The sequence below is a fragment of the Amycolatopsis sp. A1MSW2902 genome, assembly GCF_017312175.1.
Taxonomy (GTDB): Bacteria; Actinomycetota; Actinomycetes; order Mycobacteriales; family Pseudonocardiaceae; genus Amycolatopsis; species Amycolatopsis nivea.
Genome location: NZ_QJPO01000001.1, coordinates 1760406 through 1778695 on the forward strand (window position 1 = coordinate 1760406; position 18290 = coordinate 1778695).

The following is an 18290-nucleotide window of genomic DNA, read 5'->3' on the forward strand; positions in this document are numbered from 1 at the left end:
TGAAGCCGCTGTCGGGCAAGGACATTGCTCGGTCCGTATTTGGGCGAGACACGTCTGGGCGGTGCAGAATGGAAAGTCGTGACTGTCCTCCTCCCCATCCCCCGGACCACATTGCGACTGCGCCCGTGGAGGTCGGAAGATCGGCAGGCGTTGGTCGACGCACATCGCGATCCGCTGTTGCGCCGCCGGTTGACGACTTCCCTTGCCAATGACGCCGAGGCTCAGCGGTGGCTGGACGCACAGGCATCCGGCTGGGACTCCGCGACGCAATTCAGCTTCGCGGTGGCGGCGGTCGACGACACGCCGGTCGGTCACGTCGTCGTGAAGGTCCGGGACGCTGGCGCCGCCGAGGTCGGCTACTGGACGGCTGCCCAAGCTCGCGGGCGTGGCATCGCTGCCCGGGCGCTGGAAGTCACGTCGCGGTGGGCGCTCGACACACAGCAGATCGTCCGGGTGAACCGTTTGGACTTGCTGCATGCCGAAGACAATCCGGCGTCCTGCCGGGTCGCGGAAAAATGCCGCTACATGCTCGCTGAACTGCTGCCGCCCGCGCCTCCGGACTTCCCGGCCAGGGGGCACCGGCATGTGCGCACGTCGGGCTGCTGACTGACCGGCGTTTCGTGCGTCGACGCCCCTACCGCAACTCATCCCGTCGACGAGACAGCGCAGCAGTCTCCGCGGTGTTGCCCGCCAGCTCAATCGCCCGATCATAAGCCGCGCGCGCATCCTCGTCGCGGCCTAACCGGCGGAGCAGGTCAGCGCGGGTGGCGTGGTACGGGTGATATCCGGCCAACCGGTCCCCGAGACCGTCGACCAAACCCAGCGCCACCGATGGGCCGTCGAGTTCGGCGACGGCAATGGCGCGGTTCAGGGCGACGATCGGCGACGGATCGACACGGACGAGCTGGTCGTAGAGGGCGAGAATCTGTGACCAGTCGGTTTCGCGCATGTCCCGCGCGGACGTGTGCACAGCGTTGATCGCGGCCAGGACCTGGTACCGGCCAGGCGCGACGCCGGTGGCGAGGCGTTCGCGTACGAGGCGGTGGCCTTCGGCGATCAGCGACACGTCCCAGAGAGCACGGTCTTGTTCGTCCAGGGCGACTAGCTCACCGTCGGCGGACACTCGGGCGGGGCGGCGGGCTTCGGTGAGGAGCATCAGCGCCAGCAGGCCGGTCACCTCGCCGTGGTCGGGCAGCAGGGTGCGGATCAGACGGGTCAGCCGGATCGCTTCGGCGGTCAGGTCCTGGCGCACGGGGTCGGTGTCGGGACCGGTGGCCAGGTAGCCCTCGTTGAAGGCCAGGAACAGCACGGTCAGGACGCCGGACACGCGCGTCGGGAGGTCTTCGGCGGCGGGCACTCGATACGGGATGCGGGCGGCCTTGATTTTGGCTTTCGCCCGCGTGATCCGTTGTCCCATAGTGCTTTCCGACACCAGGAAGGCACGGGCGATCTCCGGCACGGTCAGGCCGCCGACCATGCGCAGGGTCAGGGCGACCCGGGATTCGGCGGCCAACGCCGGGTGGCAGCAGGTGAAGATCAGGCGGAGGCGGTCGTCGTCGATGAGGTGGGGAGGCGTCGCGTCGTACACCGGCTGGGCCTCCCGTTGCTTGTCGTCGCGTTTGTTTTCGCGGCGGATGCGGTCGATGGCTTTGCGGGTGGCGGTGGTGGTCAGCCAGGCGCCGGGGTTGGGCGGCACGCCGTCGGACGGCCATCGCTCCACCGCGGTCGCGAACGACTCGGCGGCGGCTTCTTCGGCGATGTCCAGGTCGCCGAAACGTTTGGTCAGACCGGCGACCACCCGGGCCCACTCCTCGCGGTGGGCGCGGGTGATCGCCTCCCGGACGTCGCTCACTGGAACGGTCGCACCTCGACCTTGCGGTTGCACGCTTTCGAACCTTCGGCGGCGAGTTTGAGCGCGACGTCGAGGTCCGGCGCCTCGATGATCCAGAAGCCGGCCAGGTATTCCTTCGATTCCAGGAACGGGCCGTCGGTGACCATTCCCGCCTCGTCCCGGTTGTCGATGACGGTCGCGGTTTCCGGCGCGGCCAGACCGCCCGCGAAGACCCAGTGGTTTCCGATCTGGAGACGCTCGTTGAAAACGTCGATCGCCGCGTCCTCCTCCGGCGTGACGGAAGGGGGCTGGTCGTGGATCACGGAAATCAGGTACTGCATCGCAGGATCCTTTCTGAGGTCAGCGGCCCGCGTACTGCGGACGCCCGGCCGGGCGCCAGACCTGCGTCGTCACGCCCTTCGTGTCCACTCGTGACTCAACCAGATCCAGGGCCAGATCCGGGCCGTTCTGCGGGAAAAGCCGCTGGCCCTGTCCGACGATCACCGGGATCACCAGGAAAATCATCTCGTCGACCAGGTCCAATTCCAGCAGCCGCCGGACCAGGGTGCCGCTGCCGTGCACCTGCAGTTCGCCGCCGGGCCGGGCCTTGAGGTCCGCGACGGCGGTCGCCAGGTCGCCGGACAGGACGCTGGTGCCGGACCACGCCGGGGCGGTGAGCGTCTTCGAGGCCACGTACTTCGGCCGCTCGTTCAGGGCGAGCCGGATGCGTTCGCGGCCGGGGGCGGCGTTGGCGCTCATCATGCCCCACGAGGCCGCGAACAGGTCGTACGTCCGGCGGCCGAACAGGAAGGCGTCGGCGCGGTGGTAGGTGTCGTTGATGAACGCGAGCGTGTCCTGGTCGCCCTTGCCCAGCGCCCATCCGCCGCGGTCGAATCCGTTTCGGCGGTCTTCCTCGGACGCGCCGCCGTTGCCCTGCACGACTCCGTCGACGGTCAGCTGGGTCACGGTCGTGAGCTTCATGGTCGGTTCCTTCGCTTCGGTGCTGCCCCTTGCGGGCGGCTTCACTACTGCTACGAACACCGGCGACCCGATCCGACAGCGCGGCCGAAAATTCTTGAGAAGATTTTTAGCGGTGGGTCTCCAGCCAGGTCACGACGGCGCGGACGAAGCCATCGATGCTGGTCAGCGGCTTGTCGGCGAGGAGTGGGTGGAGGTGTTCGACGCCGATCGGGTCGTTCCAGGCCCGGGCGCGGCAGTAGGTCTCCTCGTCGGCGGCCGCGCGGAGGACGTCCCAGCCGTGCCAGGTCGCGACGAGCGCGGCGTCGATTGCCGGGTCGGCCAGGATCGCCAGGTCCCAGTCGAGGACGCCGGTCAGCTTGCTTCCAGTGCCGGGGAGATCTCGACCTCGCGCAGTGCCGTCAACAGCGGACCGAACGCCGCTGGGTCGCCGACGCCTTCCGGCAACCCCTCGCCGTCTATCCAGGAAAGCGCGACGGCCGCGCGGTCGCCGAAGCTGGTGACCGGGGTCAGCGGCTCCGGTGTGGCGAACGGCAGGCCGGCCGCCGCGATCGCGTGGAGGATCTCGGTTCGGCGTGGCAGCTCGGCGGCGGAATCGGGACGCTTGCTGATTCGTACCGCGGCGACGCCGGGCAGCAGCACCACGTGGTGCATATTCCCTTGCGTGGCAAGGCGAGCGGAGCCGACCGGGGCACCAGGGACGAGCGCTTCGGCGATTTCCAGCAGGTCAGCGGGGACCGGTGGCACCATTCCACTCCTCACCGGCGCGGTGGCAGCGGCACCACGTCCAGATCCCGTGCCACGTGGATCTCTCCGTCGAACACCTTCGCGGCTTCGTCGCGGAATCGGTCCGCCTCTTCGTAGGGGTAGCGCTGCGAGAAGTGCGTCAGCAGCAGTTCCCTGGCACCCGACTCCGCGGCCAGCCGTCCGGCGTCGGTGCTGGTCAGGTGGCCGTAGCGGTAGGCCAGGTCGGCGTCGGTGGCGCGGAAGGTCGATTCGGCGATCAGCAGGTCTGCCTCTTGTGCGCAGGCGAACGCGCCGGCGCACAGGCGGGTATCCATCACGAACGCGACCACTTGACCGCGGCGCGGCACGCTCACGTCTTCCAGCCGGACCAGGCCGTTCGCGGTCTCTAGTACGCCGTCGGCCTGGAGTTTTCGGACCGCGGGGCCTTGGACGCCGGCTGCGGCGAGAGCGTCGGGCAGCATCCGGAGGCCGTCCGGTTCGGCGTAGCGGTAGCCGAAGCAGTCGATGCGGTGCTCCAGCGGGTACGCCGACAGCGCGCCGCCGAGCGGGCCTGGGGCGGAGATCGGCAGTGGGACCAGTTCGGCGCGTTCGTGGAACGACGTCGAGTGCCGCAGGCGGTCGAAGTACTCCTGGCCGGACGCCGGGTAGTGGCAGCGCACCGGGTGCGCGACGGCGTCCAGGGACAGCCGCTGGATGATGCCGGCGAGGCCGAGGCTGTGGTCGCCGTGGAAGTGGGTCACGCACAGGTGCGTGAGTTCGTTCGCCGTCGCGCCGGCGTACATCATCTGCCGCTGGGTGCCCTCGCCCGGATCGAAGAGGACGCCGTCGGTGTCGAAGCGCAGCAGATAGCCGTTGTGGTTGCGGTGCCGGGTCGGCGTCTGGCTCGCCGAACCCAGCACGACGAGCTCGCGTCGGGACATGACGATCATCTTCGCGCCGCGCCCGGGTTCGCCGCCACCGAAATGAACTCCGCGGAAACGGCGGCGGCCGTCCGGGACGAATTTCCGGACGGCCGCCGTCGTTTATCGCCGAATGAATTCGCTCCGATCAGACCGGCGCGGGAATTGCCAGTGTTTCCCGATACCAGTTCCGGGCTTGGGCCAACCGGACGCGCAACCCCGGCCCCGGCGGCACTCCGGTGAGTTTCCAGACCTTTTCGCTGTCGTACCAATGGTCCCGGGTGAGCAGCGACCATTGGTGCTCGCTGAGCCACGGCGTGCGCGCCCGGTGCTCGGCGAGCGGCAGGTCCGCATCGGGAACCGGCAGGTCGAGCGTGCCGCAGACGGCTTCGAGCAGCTCGCGCATCCGCACCGGTTCGGGGTCGGCCACGTGGAACACCTCGCCGGGGCTGCCCAGTGCCGGATCCAGCGCGAACGCGCTGAGCACGGCAGCGAGATCCCACGACGACACCACTGACGTCCGAGCCATGCCGCCCGCGGCCCACGCCGGCACCGCCCGCAGCCACTTCACCAGCGCGGGGACCACGTGCCGGTCTCCGTCGCCGTACACCAGGTGCGGCCGCAGAACGATCCCGCCCGCGGCGCGGACCTGCTGTTCTCCGGCCAGCCTGGTGCGACTGGTCGCCGAGGCGGGCCCGAGGTCGAGCGTGTCCTCGGGCGCGCCTCGGTGCTCGCCGTCGCGGTAGACCGCGCAGGTGCTGAGGTACACGACGCGGCGCGTGCCCGCGCGGTGCGCCTCCGCGAGCAGCCGGGCCGTGCCGCGGTCGTTGACCTCGGCGCATTCCTCTTCGGTGCCGCCGATCCGGGACGCGGCGTGCACGAGCGTCGCGACGCCCGTGCACGCCCCGGCCAGCCCGGCGGCGTCGGTGAGATCGCCTCGGTGGATCCGCGCGCCGGATCGCGTGATCCACTCCGGCACCGCACCGCGCGCCAGCACCCGCACCGCGGCGCCGCGGGCGAGCAACGCCCGCAGCACCGCCGAACCGATGAACCCGGTCGCTCCGGTGACGAGGATGTCCCCGGTCGTACTGTCCGCCCCCAGGCCGGCAGCCATGACCTGCGCATCGCCAGGATGCCGGTGGCGGCCGCGCGGCCCTTCTGCTCCAGCACCACCCGCACCACGCGGCAGCCGTCCGCGTCCGGTTCGAGTTCCTCGGCCACCAGCAGGCATTCGGAATCGAACTCGACGTAGGCGGAGAACTCGAAATCCGAACGCAGCGGAAGCGCGTACGGATCGCCGAGCGTCAGCAGCGCCGCCTGCCGCGCGCCCTCGATCAGCACCATGCCCGGGACATGGTCCACCGAGTGGTCGAACAGCACCGGATGGTCCGGGTCGAACTGCAGCGACCAGGTGCCCGGCACCGCGGTTTCCGCGACCAGCACGTCCTCCCCCCGGTCCCGGCCGACGAGCGCCGGGGCCACCGTGGGCAGCGCACGGGCCTGGAACGGCGTCGCCGCGAAATGGTCGCCGCGCAGCCGGCGGTAGACCGCCGGGGACACGCAGCGCCAGGTTTCCGAAGCGGTGCCGACCAGTTCGTCGTCGCGGAAGCAGCCGAACTCGGTCCGCATCCCGATGAGATTCTTGCCCCGGAACACCGGGTCGTGCGCGCTCGCCCGCAGCACCACGTCGATCGGCCGACCTTCGGTGACCAGCCCTTCGGGGGCGATAGAGCTGGTCTTCCAGTCGGAGATGAACGCGTTGCCGAGCGAAACGCCGTAGGCGCGGTGCGCGATCAGCAGCGACGCCTGGCGGGTGGTTTCCGCGTACAGCATGGGGTCGTGCGACCCCGCGGTGCGCGGGCCGAAGAAGCCGTGCCGGCGCGGCCACTGCGCGCCGACCTCGAACTGCCCCTCGCCCACGATGTTCAGATCAGTGACGAAAACTTCCGAGACGGCCGCGCGGTGCACGAGATTGCGCGGGATCGTCTGCTGGAAGTCGACCGGGCGTCCGCCCGGCGAACTTTCGCCATCGGTGATGAAGGTTCCTCGGACAGACTCCTCTAACAACATACCGACCATGTCGGTCCTCCCAGAAAAAAGAACTTCCCCAGTACCCCCACACCATGTTTAGCGGATACGGCCGGACAAAACCATACCTACCTACCGGTTTTTTTCTTCTGGATCCGATGGCCGGGACGGAGGTAGACTGGCGTGCCTGCGCGGCCGTTCCGGGCCCGCGGCTTCCCGAAAGGAGTGTGCGCAGTGGCTCGCCAGGAACGCGCGGAGCAGACCCGCAAGGCCATCCTCGACGCGGCCGCGTCCAGGTTCGACGCGGTCGGCTTTCTCGGTGCGAGCCTGTCGGACATCCTCGCCGAGGCGGGGGTGACGAAGGGCGCGCTGTATTTCCACTTCAAGTCCAAGGAAGAACTGGCGGACGCGTTGATCCGCGAGCAGTTCATCGTGTGGGACCCGCTGGCCGACGTCGAAAACCCGGGGCTGCAGACCGCCATCGACCTCACCCAGAACATGGGCCACAGCCTGCGCACCGACGTGCGCGTGCGCGCGGGCATCCGGCTGGTCATCGAACAGGGGTCGTTCGTCGCCCCGGCCGCGAACGCCTACAAGCAGTGGAACGACACCGTGCACGGCCTGCTGCTCGCCGCGAAAGCCGCGGGCGACGTGCGGAAAGAGGTCAACGCGCACGATCTCGCGCAGTATGTCGTCGCGTCGTTCACCGGGACCCAGCTCAGTTCGCAGGTGCTGACCGGGCGGACCGACCTGCACGAGCGGATCACGTTCATGTGGCAGACGATCCTGAACGCGGTGGTCCCGCCGCGGCGGCTGCACAAGTTCGATCCGGCCGGGACTCCTCCCGCCGACGCGGTGTAAGACTGGGGAAACCGGGCGGTCGGTCTTCTCAGTGAAGGTGCTGCCGCGCAACGGGTTTCGGCGGATCCGCGCGGTTCGCTTGGCTGGCGCAGTGCAGGGAATTCTCGACCCGTAGACGTCGCGGCCGCTCAGGTGCCCGTTGCCTCGGCGGCGGACGAATCCGCGGGCTGCGCCACCTCGATCACCCGCCAGAGCTCGGAAAGCGTGCTCGCCAGATCCGTGCCCGCCGGGATCGTGCCGCTCGCCGCCGCCGTTTCGAGGCCGACGCAGGTCACCACGACCAGCAGCGCCGCGAGATCCGGGCGGACGCGCGGACTCAGCTCCCCTGCCCCGTGCGCCGCGGCGATGTGCGCGCGCACCTGGCCCATCCACGCGCGGACGAAGGCGACGAACCTCGGGTCGTTCGAGCCCATTTCGCGGGCCAGCCGGAAGCTCGCGCCCACCTTGGCGTCCTCGGCGAGCCAGCCCATCAACGCGCGGCTCAGGCCGGCCAGCCTGCGCAGATGCGGACGGCTCCCGCGCGCTCGCGCGACGTGCCCGTGCAGCACCGCGACGGCCGCCGACTGCACCTCGTCGCAGACCTCGTCCTTCGACGAGAAGTGGAAGTACAGGCCGCCCTTGGTCACGCCGGCCTCGCGGGCGATGTCCACCATGCTCGTGGCCGCGTAGCCGTCGCGGTAAAACAGTGTCGCCGCGGCGTCCAGCAGCAGGAGCCTGGTCAGCTCCGCACGGGCCTGTTTAGTCACCGTCTTCCCCATCGTCTCGCGCCGGGAACGACACGGCGTGGGTTCCCGGCCTGCTCATCATGACATACCGACCGCCCGGTTTACTAGTCGGCAGGGCCGATTGCCTGGCCGTATCCGGCAGGTCGCGACCGGAACAGACCAACCACCCGGTTTTACCTTGAAAACCGACCTCCCGGTTTGCTATGGTCCTGTCACGGACCCGGCTCGGACCGGCAGGCAGCGGCGCTGGGGGCGCCGCCGGACGGGTCCGGCGCGAGAGACATCGGAGGGCAGTCATGCTCAACTACGAAATTCTCGGACAGATCAGAGTGAGCGGCCGGCCCGGCGTCTGCGCCCCGCGGGCCCGCAAGATCGAGACCCTGCTGTCCGTGCTGCTGGCCAAGAACAACCAGGTCGTGACCGCCGAGCACCTGATCAGCGAGATCTGGGGCGAACATCCGCCGGCGCGGGCGAGCGCGGCACTGTACGTGTACGTGTCGCAGCTGCGGAAACTGCTGCGCGGCACGAGCAAGGATGCGGAAGAGAGCCCGGTGGTCACCAGTCCGCGGGGGTATTCGCTGCACGTCGGCATCGGCGAGCTCGATGCCGACCGGTTCACCCGGCTTTACGAGCAGGGGCGGACGTTGCATTGGGACCGCGGCTACGGGCAGGCGGCGAAGGTGCTGCGGGAGGCCACCAGCCTTTGGCGCGGTGCGGCGTTCGGCGGATTCGCCGACTCGCCGGACGTGCAGGCTTACGCGACGCTGCTCGAGGAGAGCCGGCTCGGCTGCCTTGAGCTGCTGATGGAGACCGAGCTGTTGATCGGGCGGCATCGCGAGGTCGTCGGGCAGCTGTCCGCGCTGGCCAAGGAGCACACGCTGCGGGAGACGTTCACCGAGTATTTGATGACCGCGCTGGCCCGGTCCAACCGGCGGGCCGAGGCGTTGGAGACGTTCGCTTCGGCTCGGCAGAATTTGGTGCAGCAGCTGGGGATCGAGCCCGGGAGCTCGTTGCGGAAGCTGCACCACAGCATTCTTGTCGGCGAGATGTCGGACGCGGTCTGATCCTGACCGCGCCGGATTCGGCCCGGTCTTCCGCCACAAGCGGGAGACCGGGCCGTTCTTTGTGCTGTGGGGCTAGGGCGAGAGCCTCAGCTGCGGTAAACCGACACTACGAAACCGCCGCCCGTGACTGGTTCGCCGTACCAGCCGCCCCAGCGGCTGTCCAAGGCCAGGCCCGCCAGTTCGGCCATCAGGTCCAGTTCGGCGGGCCACACGTAGCGCAAGGGCAGCGACGCGTCAGTCAGGTGCACGATTTGCCGGACGTCGTCGACCGCGCGTACGCGAGCGTCCGCGGTCCAGCAGGCCGGGTCCGGGTGGCGGCCCTGGACCACCAGGGCGCCGCCTGGGCGCAGGAGGCGGCTGTAGCGGCCGATCGCGCGCAGCTGGTCTCGCTGGTCGGGCAGGCGGGACAGCACGTCCGCGCCCAGGTAGCCGGTGTCGAAGCGCGAGCCGGGTTCCAGGTGGACCTCGTAGCCTTCGCCGGCCAGTGCGTCCGCTACCGGGCCGCCGCCGGGGACCAGGACTCTGCCCGAGCCGTGGCGCCGCGACACGCGGTCGGTCACCTCGGAGAGGAACGCGACCGCGCCCGCCGGGTCGTCCGCCAGCGGGGCCAGCCACGCTGCCACTGGATCGACCGGCTTTTCCATCACCCGGGTCGGCATTGCCGCCACCTCACTTCACGCAGTGGTCCTCTCTACTCCACAGAGAGTGCCGGAGCGATCTAAAGCGGACCTAGCGGGAGCAGGGGGGCGACGACCGCGCGAGGGGCCGGTAACGCGGCTACCTCCGCACGCAACGCATCCGCACCCGCGCGAAGTGTGTCGTCGGTGAGTCGGGAGAGCTCTTCCACCGAACCAGTAAGCCCCGCGCCCGCAGCGGTGACGCGGGTACCGAAGGCGGACTCGGTCAACGACAGCTGCGGCAGCCCGTACGCCACTGCGGCAAGGGCCAAGGTCTCGTCGCCGTCGTGCACCACCGCCGCGCAGGTCGGCAGCACGGCAGAAGGAGGCGCGGAGTCGACTAGTTTCACGCTCGGCGGCAGGGTGAGCCCGGCTGGCAGTTCCGCCTTGCAGACGAACTCGGCGTCCACATCGGACAGTGCGCTGAAGACTGGCTCATACCAGGAAGGATCGGTCAGCGACAGGAGAATGCGAGTGCGGCATGCCTTGCGACGAAGCCAGTTGGGGATCTCGGCCGGACCGAAATACGGAATGTGCCGTATTGAAGTTCCCGGAGAGTCCTTGTCTCGCAATGAAGGAGGGACGACGTCGAGTGTGTGGTCCGCGGTGCCGTCGAAGTCCGACGGCCCGAGCACGCGAACTGCCTTGGCGTCGACCTCGCGGGCGGCGGTGATTCCGGCGGGTGCGTTCGACACGACTACAGCGGGTCGCCACAGTCGCGCGAACCTGACCAGCGCGGCGGATTCGGTCAGTTCCGCGTCGCCGTCTTCGAGTTCGGCCGCGACGCAGCCGGTGCGGAGGATGTTCTCGACGAACGCGGGGCGTCCGGCGATTTTCACGTCGTGTCCGGCGGTCCGCAGCGCCCAGGCCAGCGGCACCAGGGTGTGCAGCCGGGCGGTCGAGGACGGCGCGGCCAGGAGTACACGCATGGGATAGCTCCAGAAACGACAAAAGCCGGGCCGGGGTGGACAGTCCTTTCGAGACTATCCACCCTGGCCCGGCCCGGCGTACCCCTAGAAATCGTTACTGGCCGGGCATTTTCACCGCTTCGACGGCGTTGCGGCGCATCGCCAGCCTCGCCGAGAGCGCGGTCGCCGGCCACACGATCAGGAAGATCGCGAGCACCACGGCGAGGAACACCCAGACCGGTCCGGACGGGATGATCTCGCCGGTGGTCAGCGCCATCGGCACCACGGTGAAGAGCGAGATCACGATGCCGAGCACGAGCCCGGTCACCGCCACGATCCCGCCTTCCACGAACAGCATCCGCTTCACCTGCCCGCGGTCGGCTCCGGCGAGCCGTTGCGCGCCGAACTCCCGCCGTCGGGCCAGCACCGCCACCGAGAGCGTGTTCACCGCGGCGATCGCGGCGTACGCGATGGCGAGCACCGCCAGCAGGTAGTTGATCAGCGCCTCGACGTCGGCACTCGCCTGGAAACTCGCGGCGAGCGTGCTGTCGTCGCCGACCGTGACCCCGGGCCAGTCCTTCGTCCGGTCGGACAGCGCCGACACGATCGCGCTGGCGTCGCCGCCCCGCACGAGCACCTGCGACGCCAGGCCGCTGGTGGTGTGCGCGGCCAGCAGATCCGCGGGCAACACCATGCTCGCGTAGCTGGACGGGCTGTCCAGCAGCGCGACCACGGTCACCGGGACCTGTGCCCCGTCGCCGAGCCGCATTTTGATCTTGGCACCGACCTTGATCTCGAGACTGTCGGCGACCGATGCGGGCAGCGCCACGGAATCCCCGCGCAATGCCGTCAGCGAACCTTCGGTGACCTCGGTGGAGAGCACCGTGCCGCCCTGGTCCTGCGGGGCGACGCCCAGCAGCCGCAACGGGTCGCTTCCGTTGCCGTCGTACGGATCTTCGATCCAGCCGGAGCTCGTGACGAGCGGCGACGAGGTCGAAACCCCTGGCGTGCTGCGGATCTGCGCGAGCTGGTCCGGCGAGAACCCGCCCGCGGTCGAGGTGAGCACGGCGTCCGCCTGCAATTGCCCGGCGTACGCGTTGACCTGCGCTTTCTGCGCGGTGGTCTCGGAATACACGTTGCCGAGCGCGACCGCGCTGGCGAGCGTGATCGGCGTGAGCACCGCGGCGAACGCGACGGCCCGCGCCCGGGTGTTGATGACCGCGAGCGTGGCGTCGCGGCCGGCGACCCGGCGCACGAACGGACCGAACCGGTCCACCACCCAGGCGATGATCTCCGGACCGAGCAGCGCGACGCCGATCGCACCGGTGAGCAGCGCCGGACCGCCGATCGCCGCCGCGCTGTCGGCGGGCATGAAGATCGTGGTCGAAGCCAGCAGCACGGTGGCCGCACCGCAGATCAGCGCGCCCATGCGGCGCACCGCGTTCACCTTGGCCCCGGGGATCGCCGCCTCGGCCAGTGCCTGGATCGGCCGGGCCCGGGCGGCGGCCAGCGCGGCGAACCACGCGGCCCCGAAGGTGATCGCGAGCGTGACGACGATGCCCGCCGCGAACGCGATGATGTCCTGGGTGAAGGCGAGTTCGTCCGGCACGATGCCGAGCGAGCCGCTGGTGCTGAAGATCCAGTTCCCGAGCAGGCTGCCCAGGAACGCCCCGCACACCGCGGCGAGCGCGCCGACCGCCATCGTCTCCATGACGACCATGCGGTGCACCTGTTTCGGCGTCGCCCCGGTCGCCCGCAGCAGCGCGAGTTCCTGCTGCCGCTGCCGGACGGTGAGGCTGATCGTCGCGGATACGACGAGCGCCATCACGACCAGCACCATGCCGCCGAAGATCGCCGCGAGCAGGATCAGCGGCAGCTGGCTTCCGCTCACGCCGACGAATTCGGCCGAACCGCGGTCGTCGCCGGTCAGCACCGTCAGCGCCGGAACCTGTTCGGAGATCTTGCCCGCCAGTTCGGTCGCGTCGATCCCGTCGGCCGGGAACACGCCCACGAGCCCGACGGTGCCGGGATGCGGGTTGAACCGCTGGGTGTCCGCGACGGAGAAGAAGAACGCGGGCGCGCGCACGGCCTGCGAAGGCTGTGCGACGCCGGAAATCTGGAACGACTGCCGCTGTCCGTTCACCGCCAGGTCGACGGCCGAACCCGCGTGCAGGCCGGCCGCGGACGCGGTGGCCGCGTCGAGCACGACCTGGCCCGGCGTGTTCGGAGCCGCGCCCTCGGTCAGCTTGTATCCGCCCAGCGAAGCGGAATCCCAGCCGTGTCCGGAAAGGACAGACGCACCCGGCTCGGGCGCACCGTCGTGCAGCAGCACGGTCGCGAACGAAACGTCCGGCACCGCCTGTCCGACGCCCTGCACCGCGGAGATCTTGGCGACCTGGTCCTCCGGCAGCACCGCACGCTCGGCGTACGGGACGACCTGCGATTCCTCGTCCGGCAGCTTGAACCCGGCGGACCCGCCGACGACCAGCGGCGCGGCGGACAGCCGTTCCGGGGCCGCTTTCAGCACGATCGCCGTCTCGAACAGCCCGGCGCACGCGATCAGCAGACCGCAGCCGACGAAGATGGCGATGAACGACGCGAGCGACGCCGCCGCGCGGTACCGGAGGCTCGACAGTGCGAGCGCGAGCACGACTCGCCGCGAACTCACCGCTGCCTCCTCGCTTGCTCGCCGAGGTGCGCCAGGGTGCTCGCCACCGCGTCGACGCTCGGGCTCGCCATCTGCGTGACGATCCGGCCGTCGACCAGGAACAGCACGTTGTCCGCGTGGGACGCGGCGACCGGGTCGTGCGTGACCATCACGATCGTCTGGCCCGCGCTGACCAATTCGCGCATCAGGCCGAGCACCTCGAGCGCGGTGGTGGTGTCGAGCGCGCCGGTGGGCTCGTCGGCGAACACCACGGCGGGGCGGGCTGCGAGCGCGCGGGCGATCGCGACGCGCTGCTGCTGCCCGCCGGACAGTTCGCCGGGCCGGTGCTTCACGCGCTGGGACAGCCCGACGCGCGCGATCACCTGGTCCACCCACGCCTTGTCCGGCGTTCGGCCGGCCAGCAGCGTGGGCAGCGTGACGTTCTGCTCCACGTTCAGCGCGGGCATCAGGTTGAACGACTGGAAGATGAACGCGACGTGCTCGCGGCGCAGTTCGGTGAGCTTCGTTTCGTTCTTGCCCTTGAGGTCGGTCCCGACGAGGGTGACCGTGCCCGAGGTCGGCGTGTCCAGCCCGGCCGCGCAGTGCAGCAGCGTGCTCTTGCCGGAACCGGACGGGCCCATCACCGCGGTGAAAGTGCCTGCCGGGAAGGCGACGGACACGCCGGCGAGCGCTTCGACCGCGCTTTCGCCGCGGCCGTAGGTCTTGTGCACCGCGTCCAACTGGACCGGCGTTGCCACGGAAGTGGTGGTGGTGGACACGTCGTTCACTCCGATCCGTTCCCGGAACCGCGGCGGTCGAGCGACCACCAGACCCCGAGCACGATCACGCCGCCGCCCAGCGTCCACAGCCAGAACGGCCATTTGAAGGACATGCTGATGAGGCACATCAGCAGCCAGATGACGAACTGGACGCCGAGGACGGCCGCCCAGGCGATCGTGACGATCAGGCGAGCGGATCCGCTCCCCGAACGGGTCTTCTCGGTGCTCTCCGACATGAGAGGCCCCCCAATACGGCTTCGGCGGAGTCGGGATTAATTGTGTAAGGCTTGCACAGTTTAGCGGACCCCGGTTGATCGGGAAACCCCAGGGCCCGGCAACAGGGCCTCGGAGCAGCTCAGACGGCGCCGCCGGACGGGGCGCGAAGCAGTTGCGGCGGGTCCGGATTCCCGCCGATGCCGGACCAGGTCAGCGCGCTGGCCGTCGCGAAACAGGGGTGCGCCGTTCAGCCTCGGCGGCGCTCCCGGCCCCGGATCGATTGGTCTCGCTCACGTTGGCTCGCCCCCAGGCCAGATCGGTGTAAGACTTGCACAGTTTACTGAAAGACGTCCCGGAGCGAAAGATGCCGATCGAGCCCGACCCCCGCGCCCTGCCCCCAGGTCTGTCCCCGGCATGGCAAGGCGGCCCGCGCCCGCGTCGCGGGCCGAAGCCGTCGCACACCGTCGAGGCGGTGGTGGCGGCCGCCGTCGAACTGGCCGACACCGAGGGCCTGGCCGCGGCGTCGCTGCCGAACATCGCGTCCGCGCTCGGGCTGACGACCAACGCGCTTTACCGCTACGTGAGCTCGAAAGACGAACTGCTGATCCTGCTGGCCGAGACCGGATTCGGCCCGCCCCCGGAACCCGCCGCGGGCCTGGAGTGGCGCTCCGCGGTCCGGGCCTGGGCGGACGCCGCCGCCAAACGGTACGCCGCCCGCCCCTGGCTGCTGGACGTCCGCGAGAGCCTGACCCCGCACCGCCTCCGCTGGACCGAACAGCTCCTGGACATTTTCACCGGAGCCGGTTTGTCCACTGTGGACGCACTGGGGTGCGCGGAGCTGGTTTCGGCGGTCGTCCGGGCCACCGCGGACCGCCGCCGGACGGCGGCCGACCCGGATTCCCCCGAATCCGCCGAATACTCCGCCGAAGTACGAGCTTTCCTGCAACCGCGACTGTCCGAAGGCGGCTATCCGCACCTGGCCGAACTGGCCGAATCCCGCGGCTGGCCCGCCGCCGCGCCCGAAGACTTCGCGCTGGAACGAGTCCTGGACGGAATCGCAGCCCTGCTCCCCTGACCGGCGCCCCCTGCTCCCCCGCTAAAACCATACCAACCGAGCGGTTTTTAGTGGCTTTCCGGGCCGCCGGGACGTAGACTGTCCTTCTGGGCGGGGGTCTGCTGTGGACCGAGCCGCCAGAGCGAGAGGGGCCGCTGTGGCTCGCCAAGAGCGTGCGGAGCAGACACGGAACGCGATCCTCGAGGCGGCCGCCTCGCGGTTCGACGCCGTCGGCTTCCTCGGCGCGAGCCTGTCGGAGATCCTGGCCGAAGCGGGCGTCACGAAGGGTGCGCTGTACTTCCACTTCAAGTCGAAGGAAGACCTGGCCGACGCGCTGATCGAGGAGCAGTTCACGGTATGGGAGCCGCTCGCGGCGATCGAACGCCCGGGGCTGCAGACGGTCATCGACCTGACCCAGGGGATGGCGGCCAGCCTGCAGTCCGACGTGCGGGTCCGGGCGAGCGTCCGGCTGGTCATCGAGCAGGGTTCGTTCATCGCGCCGGCGGGTGCGGCGTACAAGCGGTGGATCGACACGATCCACGGCTGCCTGCTCGCGGCGAAGGCAGCGGGCGATGTGCGCAAGGAGATCAACGCGTACGACCTCGCGGTGTACGTGCAGGCGTCGTTCACCGGGATTCAGCTGAGTTCCCAGGTGCTGACCGGCCGCAACGACCTGCTCGAGCGCACGGCGTACATGTGGACGTTGATCCTGAGCTCGGTGGTCCCGCCGCGGCGGCTGCACCGGTTCGATCCGCGCGGCGCGGAGCAGGAGACGTCCGGGGTCTGAGGCTTCGGAAAATGGGCGGCCCGGTGGTGCGGGGCCGCCCATTTTCGTGCGGCGTATGGTGATCAGCAAACAAACCGACCAGTCTGTTTTACCTGGAAAACCGGGGAGTCGGTTTAGTACGCCGCCGGGGCGCCAGGCCGGACGGCTACTCGCTGCACATCTCCGACGGCGAACTCGACGCAGCCCGCGTCTCGGGTTCAAGAAAAAGGCGGCCCGTGCTCGGGGGCACGGGCCGCCTTCGCCACCGCGGCGAGGGGGTCAGCCGCGGGCGCGCTGGTGGAACTTCCGGATCGCGAGGTACGCGCCGATCACGGTGAGGACGACCGACCAGGCGAACGCCAGCCACACCGTCGAAGCCACCGCGGTGCCGTTCATCAGGCCGCGGACGGCGTCGATCACCACGGTCACCGGCTGGTTGTCGACGACGGCCCGCAGCACCGACGGCATCGACCCGGTGGGGACGAGCGCGCTGGTGGCGTACGGGACGAACACGAAGATCATGCCGAGGCCGCCCGCTCCCTCGACGGTTTTGGCGATCGACCCCACCAGCGTGGCGAGCCAGAACACGCCGGCGGCGAACAGCACCAGCAGTCCGGTCGCGGCGAGCCAGCCGAGCACGCCGCCCGCCGGGCGGAATCCGATGGCCAGTCCGACCACGACCATCACCACGAGCGAAAGCATGCTGCGCAGCACGCCGGAGACGACGTGGCCGACGAGGACGGCCGAGCCCGCCATCGGCATCGAGCGGAACCGTTCGACCAGGCCCTGCGTCAGGTCCGCGGCCACGCCGACCACGGTGGTCGTCGAGTTGAAGCCGATGCTGACGACCACCAGTCCGGGCACCAGATAGTCGACGTAGGCCATGCCGGGCAGGTTGATCGCGCCGCCGAACATGAAGCGGAACAGCAGCAGCAGCACGATCGGCAGCGAGAACGCCTGGATCAGCATCTCCGGGTTGCGGACGATGTGCTTGACGTTGCGCGCGACCAGCACCCGGCAATCGGACAGGGCGAGCGCGAACGACGAGCGGCTCGGGGAGCCGGGGATCTGCGTCCCCTCGATCTCCCTGGACAGGGTCTGGGTCATCAGTTCGCTCCCGCGGTTCCGGTGAGGGTGTGGAAAACGTCGTCGAGGGTCGGCTCGGAGAGCTCCAGCCCGGTGGTCTCGAGGCCCGCGTCGTCGATCCGATTGAGCACCTGCCGGACCTGGGCAGGCTGGTCGATCGCGACGCTGACCGTCTCGCCGGTCAGCACCCCGCCGGCGACCTCGTGCGCGCGCGCCGCGTCGGCGGCGGTGGCAAAGGTGAGCTTCAACCGCTCAGTGCCCACCTTGCGCTTGAGCTCGGCGGCGGTGCCCTCAGCGACGACGCGGCCCTTGTCGATCACCGCGATCCGGTCGGCGAGCTGGTCGGCCTCCTCGAGGTACTGCGTGGTGAGCAGGATCGTGGTGCCTCCGTTGAGCAACTCGCGGATCGCGTCCCACATCGCCGAGCGGCTGCGCGGGTCGAGGCCGGTGGTCGGCTCGTCGAGGAACAGCACCGGCGGCGAGGTGATCAGGCTGATCGCCAGGTCGAGCCTGCGCCGCATGCCGCCGGAGTAGGTCTTGACCTGGCGGCCCGCGGCCTCCACGAGGTCGAACTGCGCGAGCAGTTCGGTGGCCCGTTCCTTCGCCCGCGCGGCGGGCAGGTGGAACAGCCGGGCCATCATCTCCAGGTTCTCGCGGCCGGTGAGCAGTTCGTCGACCGCGGTGTCCTGTCCGGTCAGGCCGATCTGCTCGCGCACCGTCCGCTTGGACCCGGCGAGGTCGTGCCCGTTGACGGTCACGGTGCCGCCGTCGGCGTCCAGGAGGGTGCTGAGGATCCGCACCGTCGTGGTCTTCCCGGCGCCGTTGGGGCCGAGCAGCGCGAACATCGTGCCGCGCCGCACGCTCAGGTCGACGCTTTCCAGCACTTTCACGTCGCCGTAGGACTTGCGCAGCCCCCGTGCTTCGATTGCGTAGCCGGTGACCATGGGGTTACCTCTCCTCGTTCGGGTCTTGTCAGTGGGCCACACCCGGCAGGGCCGGACAACAGTGGCCGGGGCCTGCCGGG

The 18290-nt window shown here is 69.7% G+C and carries 19 protein-coding genes and 1 pseudogene; 5 read left to right on the forward strand and 15 right to left on the reverse strand.

The window, feature by feature from the left end:
• Positions 1-78: 78 nt before the first annotated feature.
• The gene (locus tag DMP23_RS08145) at positions 79-606 is read left to right on the forward strand and encodes a GNAT family N-acetyltransferase (protein WP_337820652.1); all 528 of its coding nucleotides are present in this window, start codon (positions 79-81) and stop codon (positions 604-606) included.
• Between the two features lie 28 nt (positions 607-634).
• On the opposite strand, the gene DMP23_RS08150 is transcribed toward DMP23_RS08145, so the two are convergent.
• The 7 genes and pseudogenes from DMP23_RS08150 to DMP23_RS08180 all read right to left on the reverse strand — a co-directional run.
• Complete coding sequence (locus DMP23_RS08150; protein ID WP_337820653.1) at positions 635-1852, reverse strand: RNA polymerase sigma factor; 1218 nt, start codon at positions 1850-1852, stop codon at positions 635-637.
• A complete protein-coding gene (locus DMP23_RS08155) occupies positions 1849-2172 on the reverse strand; it encodes a YciI family protein (RefSeq protein ID WP_337820654.1) in 324 nt (107 codons plus the stop codon). Before DMP23_RS08155 ends, DMP23_RS08150 begins: the two co-directional genes overlap by 4 nt.
• A 19-nt stretch (positions 2173-2191) precedes the next feature.
• Entirely contained in the window at positions 2192-2812 is a 621-nt protein-coding gene (locus tag DMP23_RS08160) for a dihydrofolate reductase family protein (protein ID WP_337820655.1), read from the reverse strand.
• A 351-nt stretch (positions 2813-3163) separates the two neighbouring features.
• On the reverse strand, positions 3164-3559 hold the full coding sequence (locus tag DMP23_RS08165) for a hypothetical protein (RefSeq protein WP_337820656.1): 396 nt from the start codon (positions 3557-3559) through the stop codon (positions 3164-3166).
• A gap of 8 nt (positions 3560-3567) precedes the next feature.
• Positions 3568-4476, reverse strand: a complete 909-nt coding sequence (locus DMP23_RS08170; protein ID WP_337820657.1) for a ribonuclease Z — start codon at positions 4474-4476, stop codon at positions 3568-3570.
• 127 nt (positions 4477-4603) lie between these two features.
• Positions 4604-5569, reverse strand: a complete 966-nt coding sequence (locus DMP23_RS08175; RefSeq protein WP_337820658.1) for an NAD-dependent epimerase/dehydratase family protein — start codon at positions 5567-5569, stop codon at positions 4604-4606.
• A 74-nt stretch (positions 5570-5643) separates the two neighbouring features.
• A pseudogene (locus tag DMP23_RS08180) lies at positions 5644-6534 on the reverse strand (ScbA/BarX family gamma-butyrolactone biosynthesis protein); the annotation flags it as partial.
• Positions 6535-6717: 183 nt separating this feature from the next.
• Between DMP23_RS08180 and DMP23_RS08185 the strand changes: the two are divergent.
• Positions 6718-7344 carry a ScbR family autoregulator-binding transcription factor gene (locus DMP23_RS08185; RefSeq protein WP_037810545.1) on the forward strand — a complete coding sequence of 209 codons (627 nt, stop codon included), beginning with the start codon at positions 6718-6720 and terminating at the stop codon, positions 7342-7344.
• A gap of 128 nt (positions 7345-7472) precedes the next feature.
• Here DMP23_RS08185 and DMP23_RS08190 read toward each other — a convergent pair whose 3' ends face one another.
• Positions 7473-8090: a ScbR family autoregulator-binding transcription factor gene (locus tag DMP23_RS08190; RefSeq protein WP_275291344.1), complete on the reverse strand. Its 618-nt coding sequence runs from the start codon at positions 8088-8090 to the stop codon at positions 7473-7475.
• A gap of 275 nt (positions 8091-8365) precedes the next feature.
• Here DMP23_RS08190 and DMP23_RS08195 point away from each other — a divergent pair, with 275 nt between their 5' ends.
• Positions 8366-9133 (forward strand): AfsR/SARP family transcriptional regulator, encoded by a 768-nt coding sequence (locus DMP23_RS08195; RefSeq protein WP_037810546.1) that lies wholly within the window; start codon positions 8366-8368, stop codon positions 9131-9133.
• An 86-nt stretch (positions 9134-9219) separates the two neighbouring features.
• Here DMP23_RS08195 and DMP23_RS08200 read toward each other — a convergent pair whose 3' ends face one another.
• From DMP23_RS08200 to DMP23_RS08220, 5 genes are all read right to left on the reverse strand, one after another.
• Positions 9220-9792, reverse strand: coding sequence for a hypothetical protein (locus tag DMP23_RS08200; protein WP_205673189.1), 573 nt, complete (start codon positions 9790-9792; stop codon positions 9220-9222).
• 59 nt (positions 9793-9851) lie between these two features.
• The gene (locus DMP23_RS08205; protein ID WP_337820659.1) at positions 9852-10739 is read right to left on the reverse strand and encodes a nucleotide disphospho-sugar-binding domain-containing protein; all 888 of its coding nucleotides are present in this window, start codon (positions 10737-10739) and stop codon (positions 9852-9854) included.
• A 94-nt stretch (positions 10740-10833) separates the two neighbouring features.
• Positions 10834-13386, reverse strand: coding sequence for an ABC transporter permease (locus DMP23_RS08210; protein WP_337820660.1), 2553 nt, complete (start codon positions 13384-13386; stop codon positions 10834-10836).
• Entirely contained in the window at positions 13383-14153 is a 771-nt protein-coding gene (locus DMP23_RS08215) for an ABC transporter ATP-binding protein (RefSeq protein WP_134729745.1), read from the reverse strand. The genes DMP23_RS08210 and DMP23_RS08215 overlap by 4 nt, the downstream gene beginning before the upstream one ends.
• Positions 14150-14380, reverse strand: a complete 231-nt coding sequence (locus tag DMP23_RS08220) for a hypothetical protein (RefSeq protein WP_037810549.1) — start codon at positions 14378-14380, stop codon at positions 14150-14152. Before DMP23_RS08220 ends, DMP23_RS08215 begins: the two co-directional genes overlap by 4 nt.
• A 344-nt stretch (positions 14381-14724) precedes the next feature.
• Here DMP23_RS08220 and DMP23_RS08225 point away from each other — a divergent pair, with 344 nt between their 5' ends.
• Positions 14725-15435, forward strand: a complete 711-nt coding sequence (locus tag DMP23_RS08225) for a TetR family transcriptional regulator (protein ID WP_037810550.1) — start codon at positions 14725-14727, stop codon at positions 15433-15435.
• Between the two features lie 136 nt (positions 15436-15571).
• Positions 15572-16201: a ScbR family autoregulator-binding transcription factor gene (locus DMP23_RS08230; RefSeq protein ID WP_337820661.1), complete on the forward strand. Its 630-nt coding sequence runs from the start codon at positions 15572-15574 to the stop codon at positions 16199-16201.
• A gap of 258 nt (positions 16202-16459) precedes the next feature.
• On the opposite strand, the gene DMP23_RS08235 is transcribed toward DMP23_RS08230, so the two are convergent.
• Positions 16460-17287: an ABC transporter permease gene (locus DMP23_RS08235; protein WP_337820662.1), complete on the reverse strand. Its 828-nt coding sequence runs from the start codon at positions 17285-17287 to the stop codon at positions 16460-16462.
• A complete protein-coding gene (locus tag DMP23_RS08240) occupies positions 17287-18210 on the reverse strand; it encodes an ATP-binding cassette domain-containing protein (RefSeq protein WP_337820663.1) in 924 nt (307 codons plus the stop codon). Before DMP23_RS08240 ends, DMP23_RS08235 begins: the two co-directional genes overlap by 1 nt.
• Between the last annotated feature and the right edge of the window lie 80 nt (positions 18211-18290).

Coding starts and splice junctions, on each gene's coding strand:
- DMP23_RS08155 (WP_337820654.1), bottom strand. CDS start 2,172: ATGCAGTACCTGATTTCCGTGATCCACGACCAGCCCCCTTCCGTCACG.
- DMP23_RS08160 (WP_337820655.1), bottom strand. CDS start 2,812: ATGAAGCTCACGACCGTGACCCAGCTGACCGTCGACGGAGTCGTGCAG.
- DMP23_RS08165 (WP_337820656.1), bottom strand. CDS start 3,559: ATGGTGCCACCGGTCCCCGCTGACCTGCTGGAAATCGCCGAAGCGCTC.
- DMP23_RS08170 (WP_337820657.1), bottom strand. CDS start 4,476: ATGTCCCGACGCGAGCTCGTCGTGCTGGGTTCGGCGAGCCAGACGCCG.
- DMP23_RS08175 (WP_337820658.1), bottom strand. CDS start 5,569: ATGGCTGCCGGCCTGGGGGCGGACAGTACGACCGGGGACATCCTCGTC.
- DMP23_RS08195 (WP_037810546.1), top strand. CDS start 8,366: ATGCTCAACTACGAAATTCTCGGACAGATCAGAGTGAGCGGCCGGCCC.
- DMP23_RS08200 (WP_205673189.1), bottom strand. CDS start 9,792: ATGCCGACCCGGGTGATGGAAAAGCCGGTCGATCCAGTGGCAGCGTGG.
- DMP23_RS08205 (WP_337820659.1), bottom strand. CDS start 10,739: ATGCGTGTACTCCTGGCCGCGCCGTCCTCGACCGCCCGGCTGCACACC.
- DMP23_RS08220 (WP_037810549.1), bottom strand. CDS start 14,380: ATGTCGGAGAGCACCGAGAAGACCCGTTCGGGGAGCGGATCCGCTCGC.
- DMP23_RS08225 (WP_037810550.1), top strand. CDS start 14,725: ATGCCGATCGAGCCCGACCCCCGCGCCCTGCCCCCAGGTCTGTCCCCG.
- DMP23_RS08235 (WP_337820662.1), bottom strand. CDS start 17,287: ATGACCCAGACCCTGTCCAGGGAGATCGAGGGGACGCAGATCCCCGGC.
- DMP23_RS08240 (WP_337820663.1), bottom strand. CDS start 18,210: ATGGTCACCGGCTACGCAATCGAAGCACGGGGGCTGCGCAAGTCCTAC.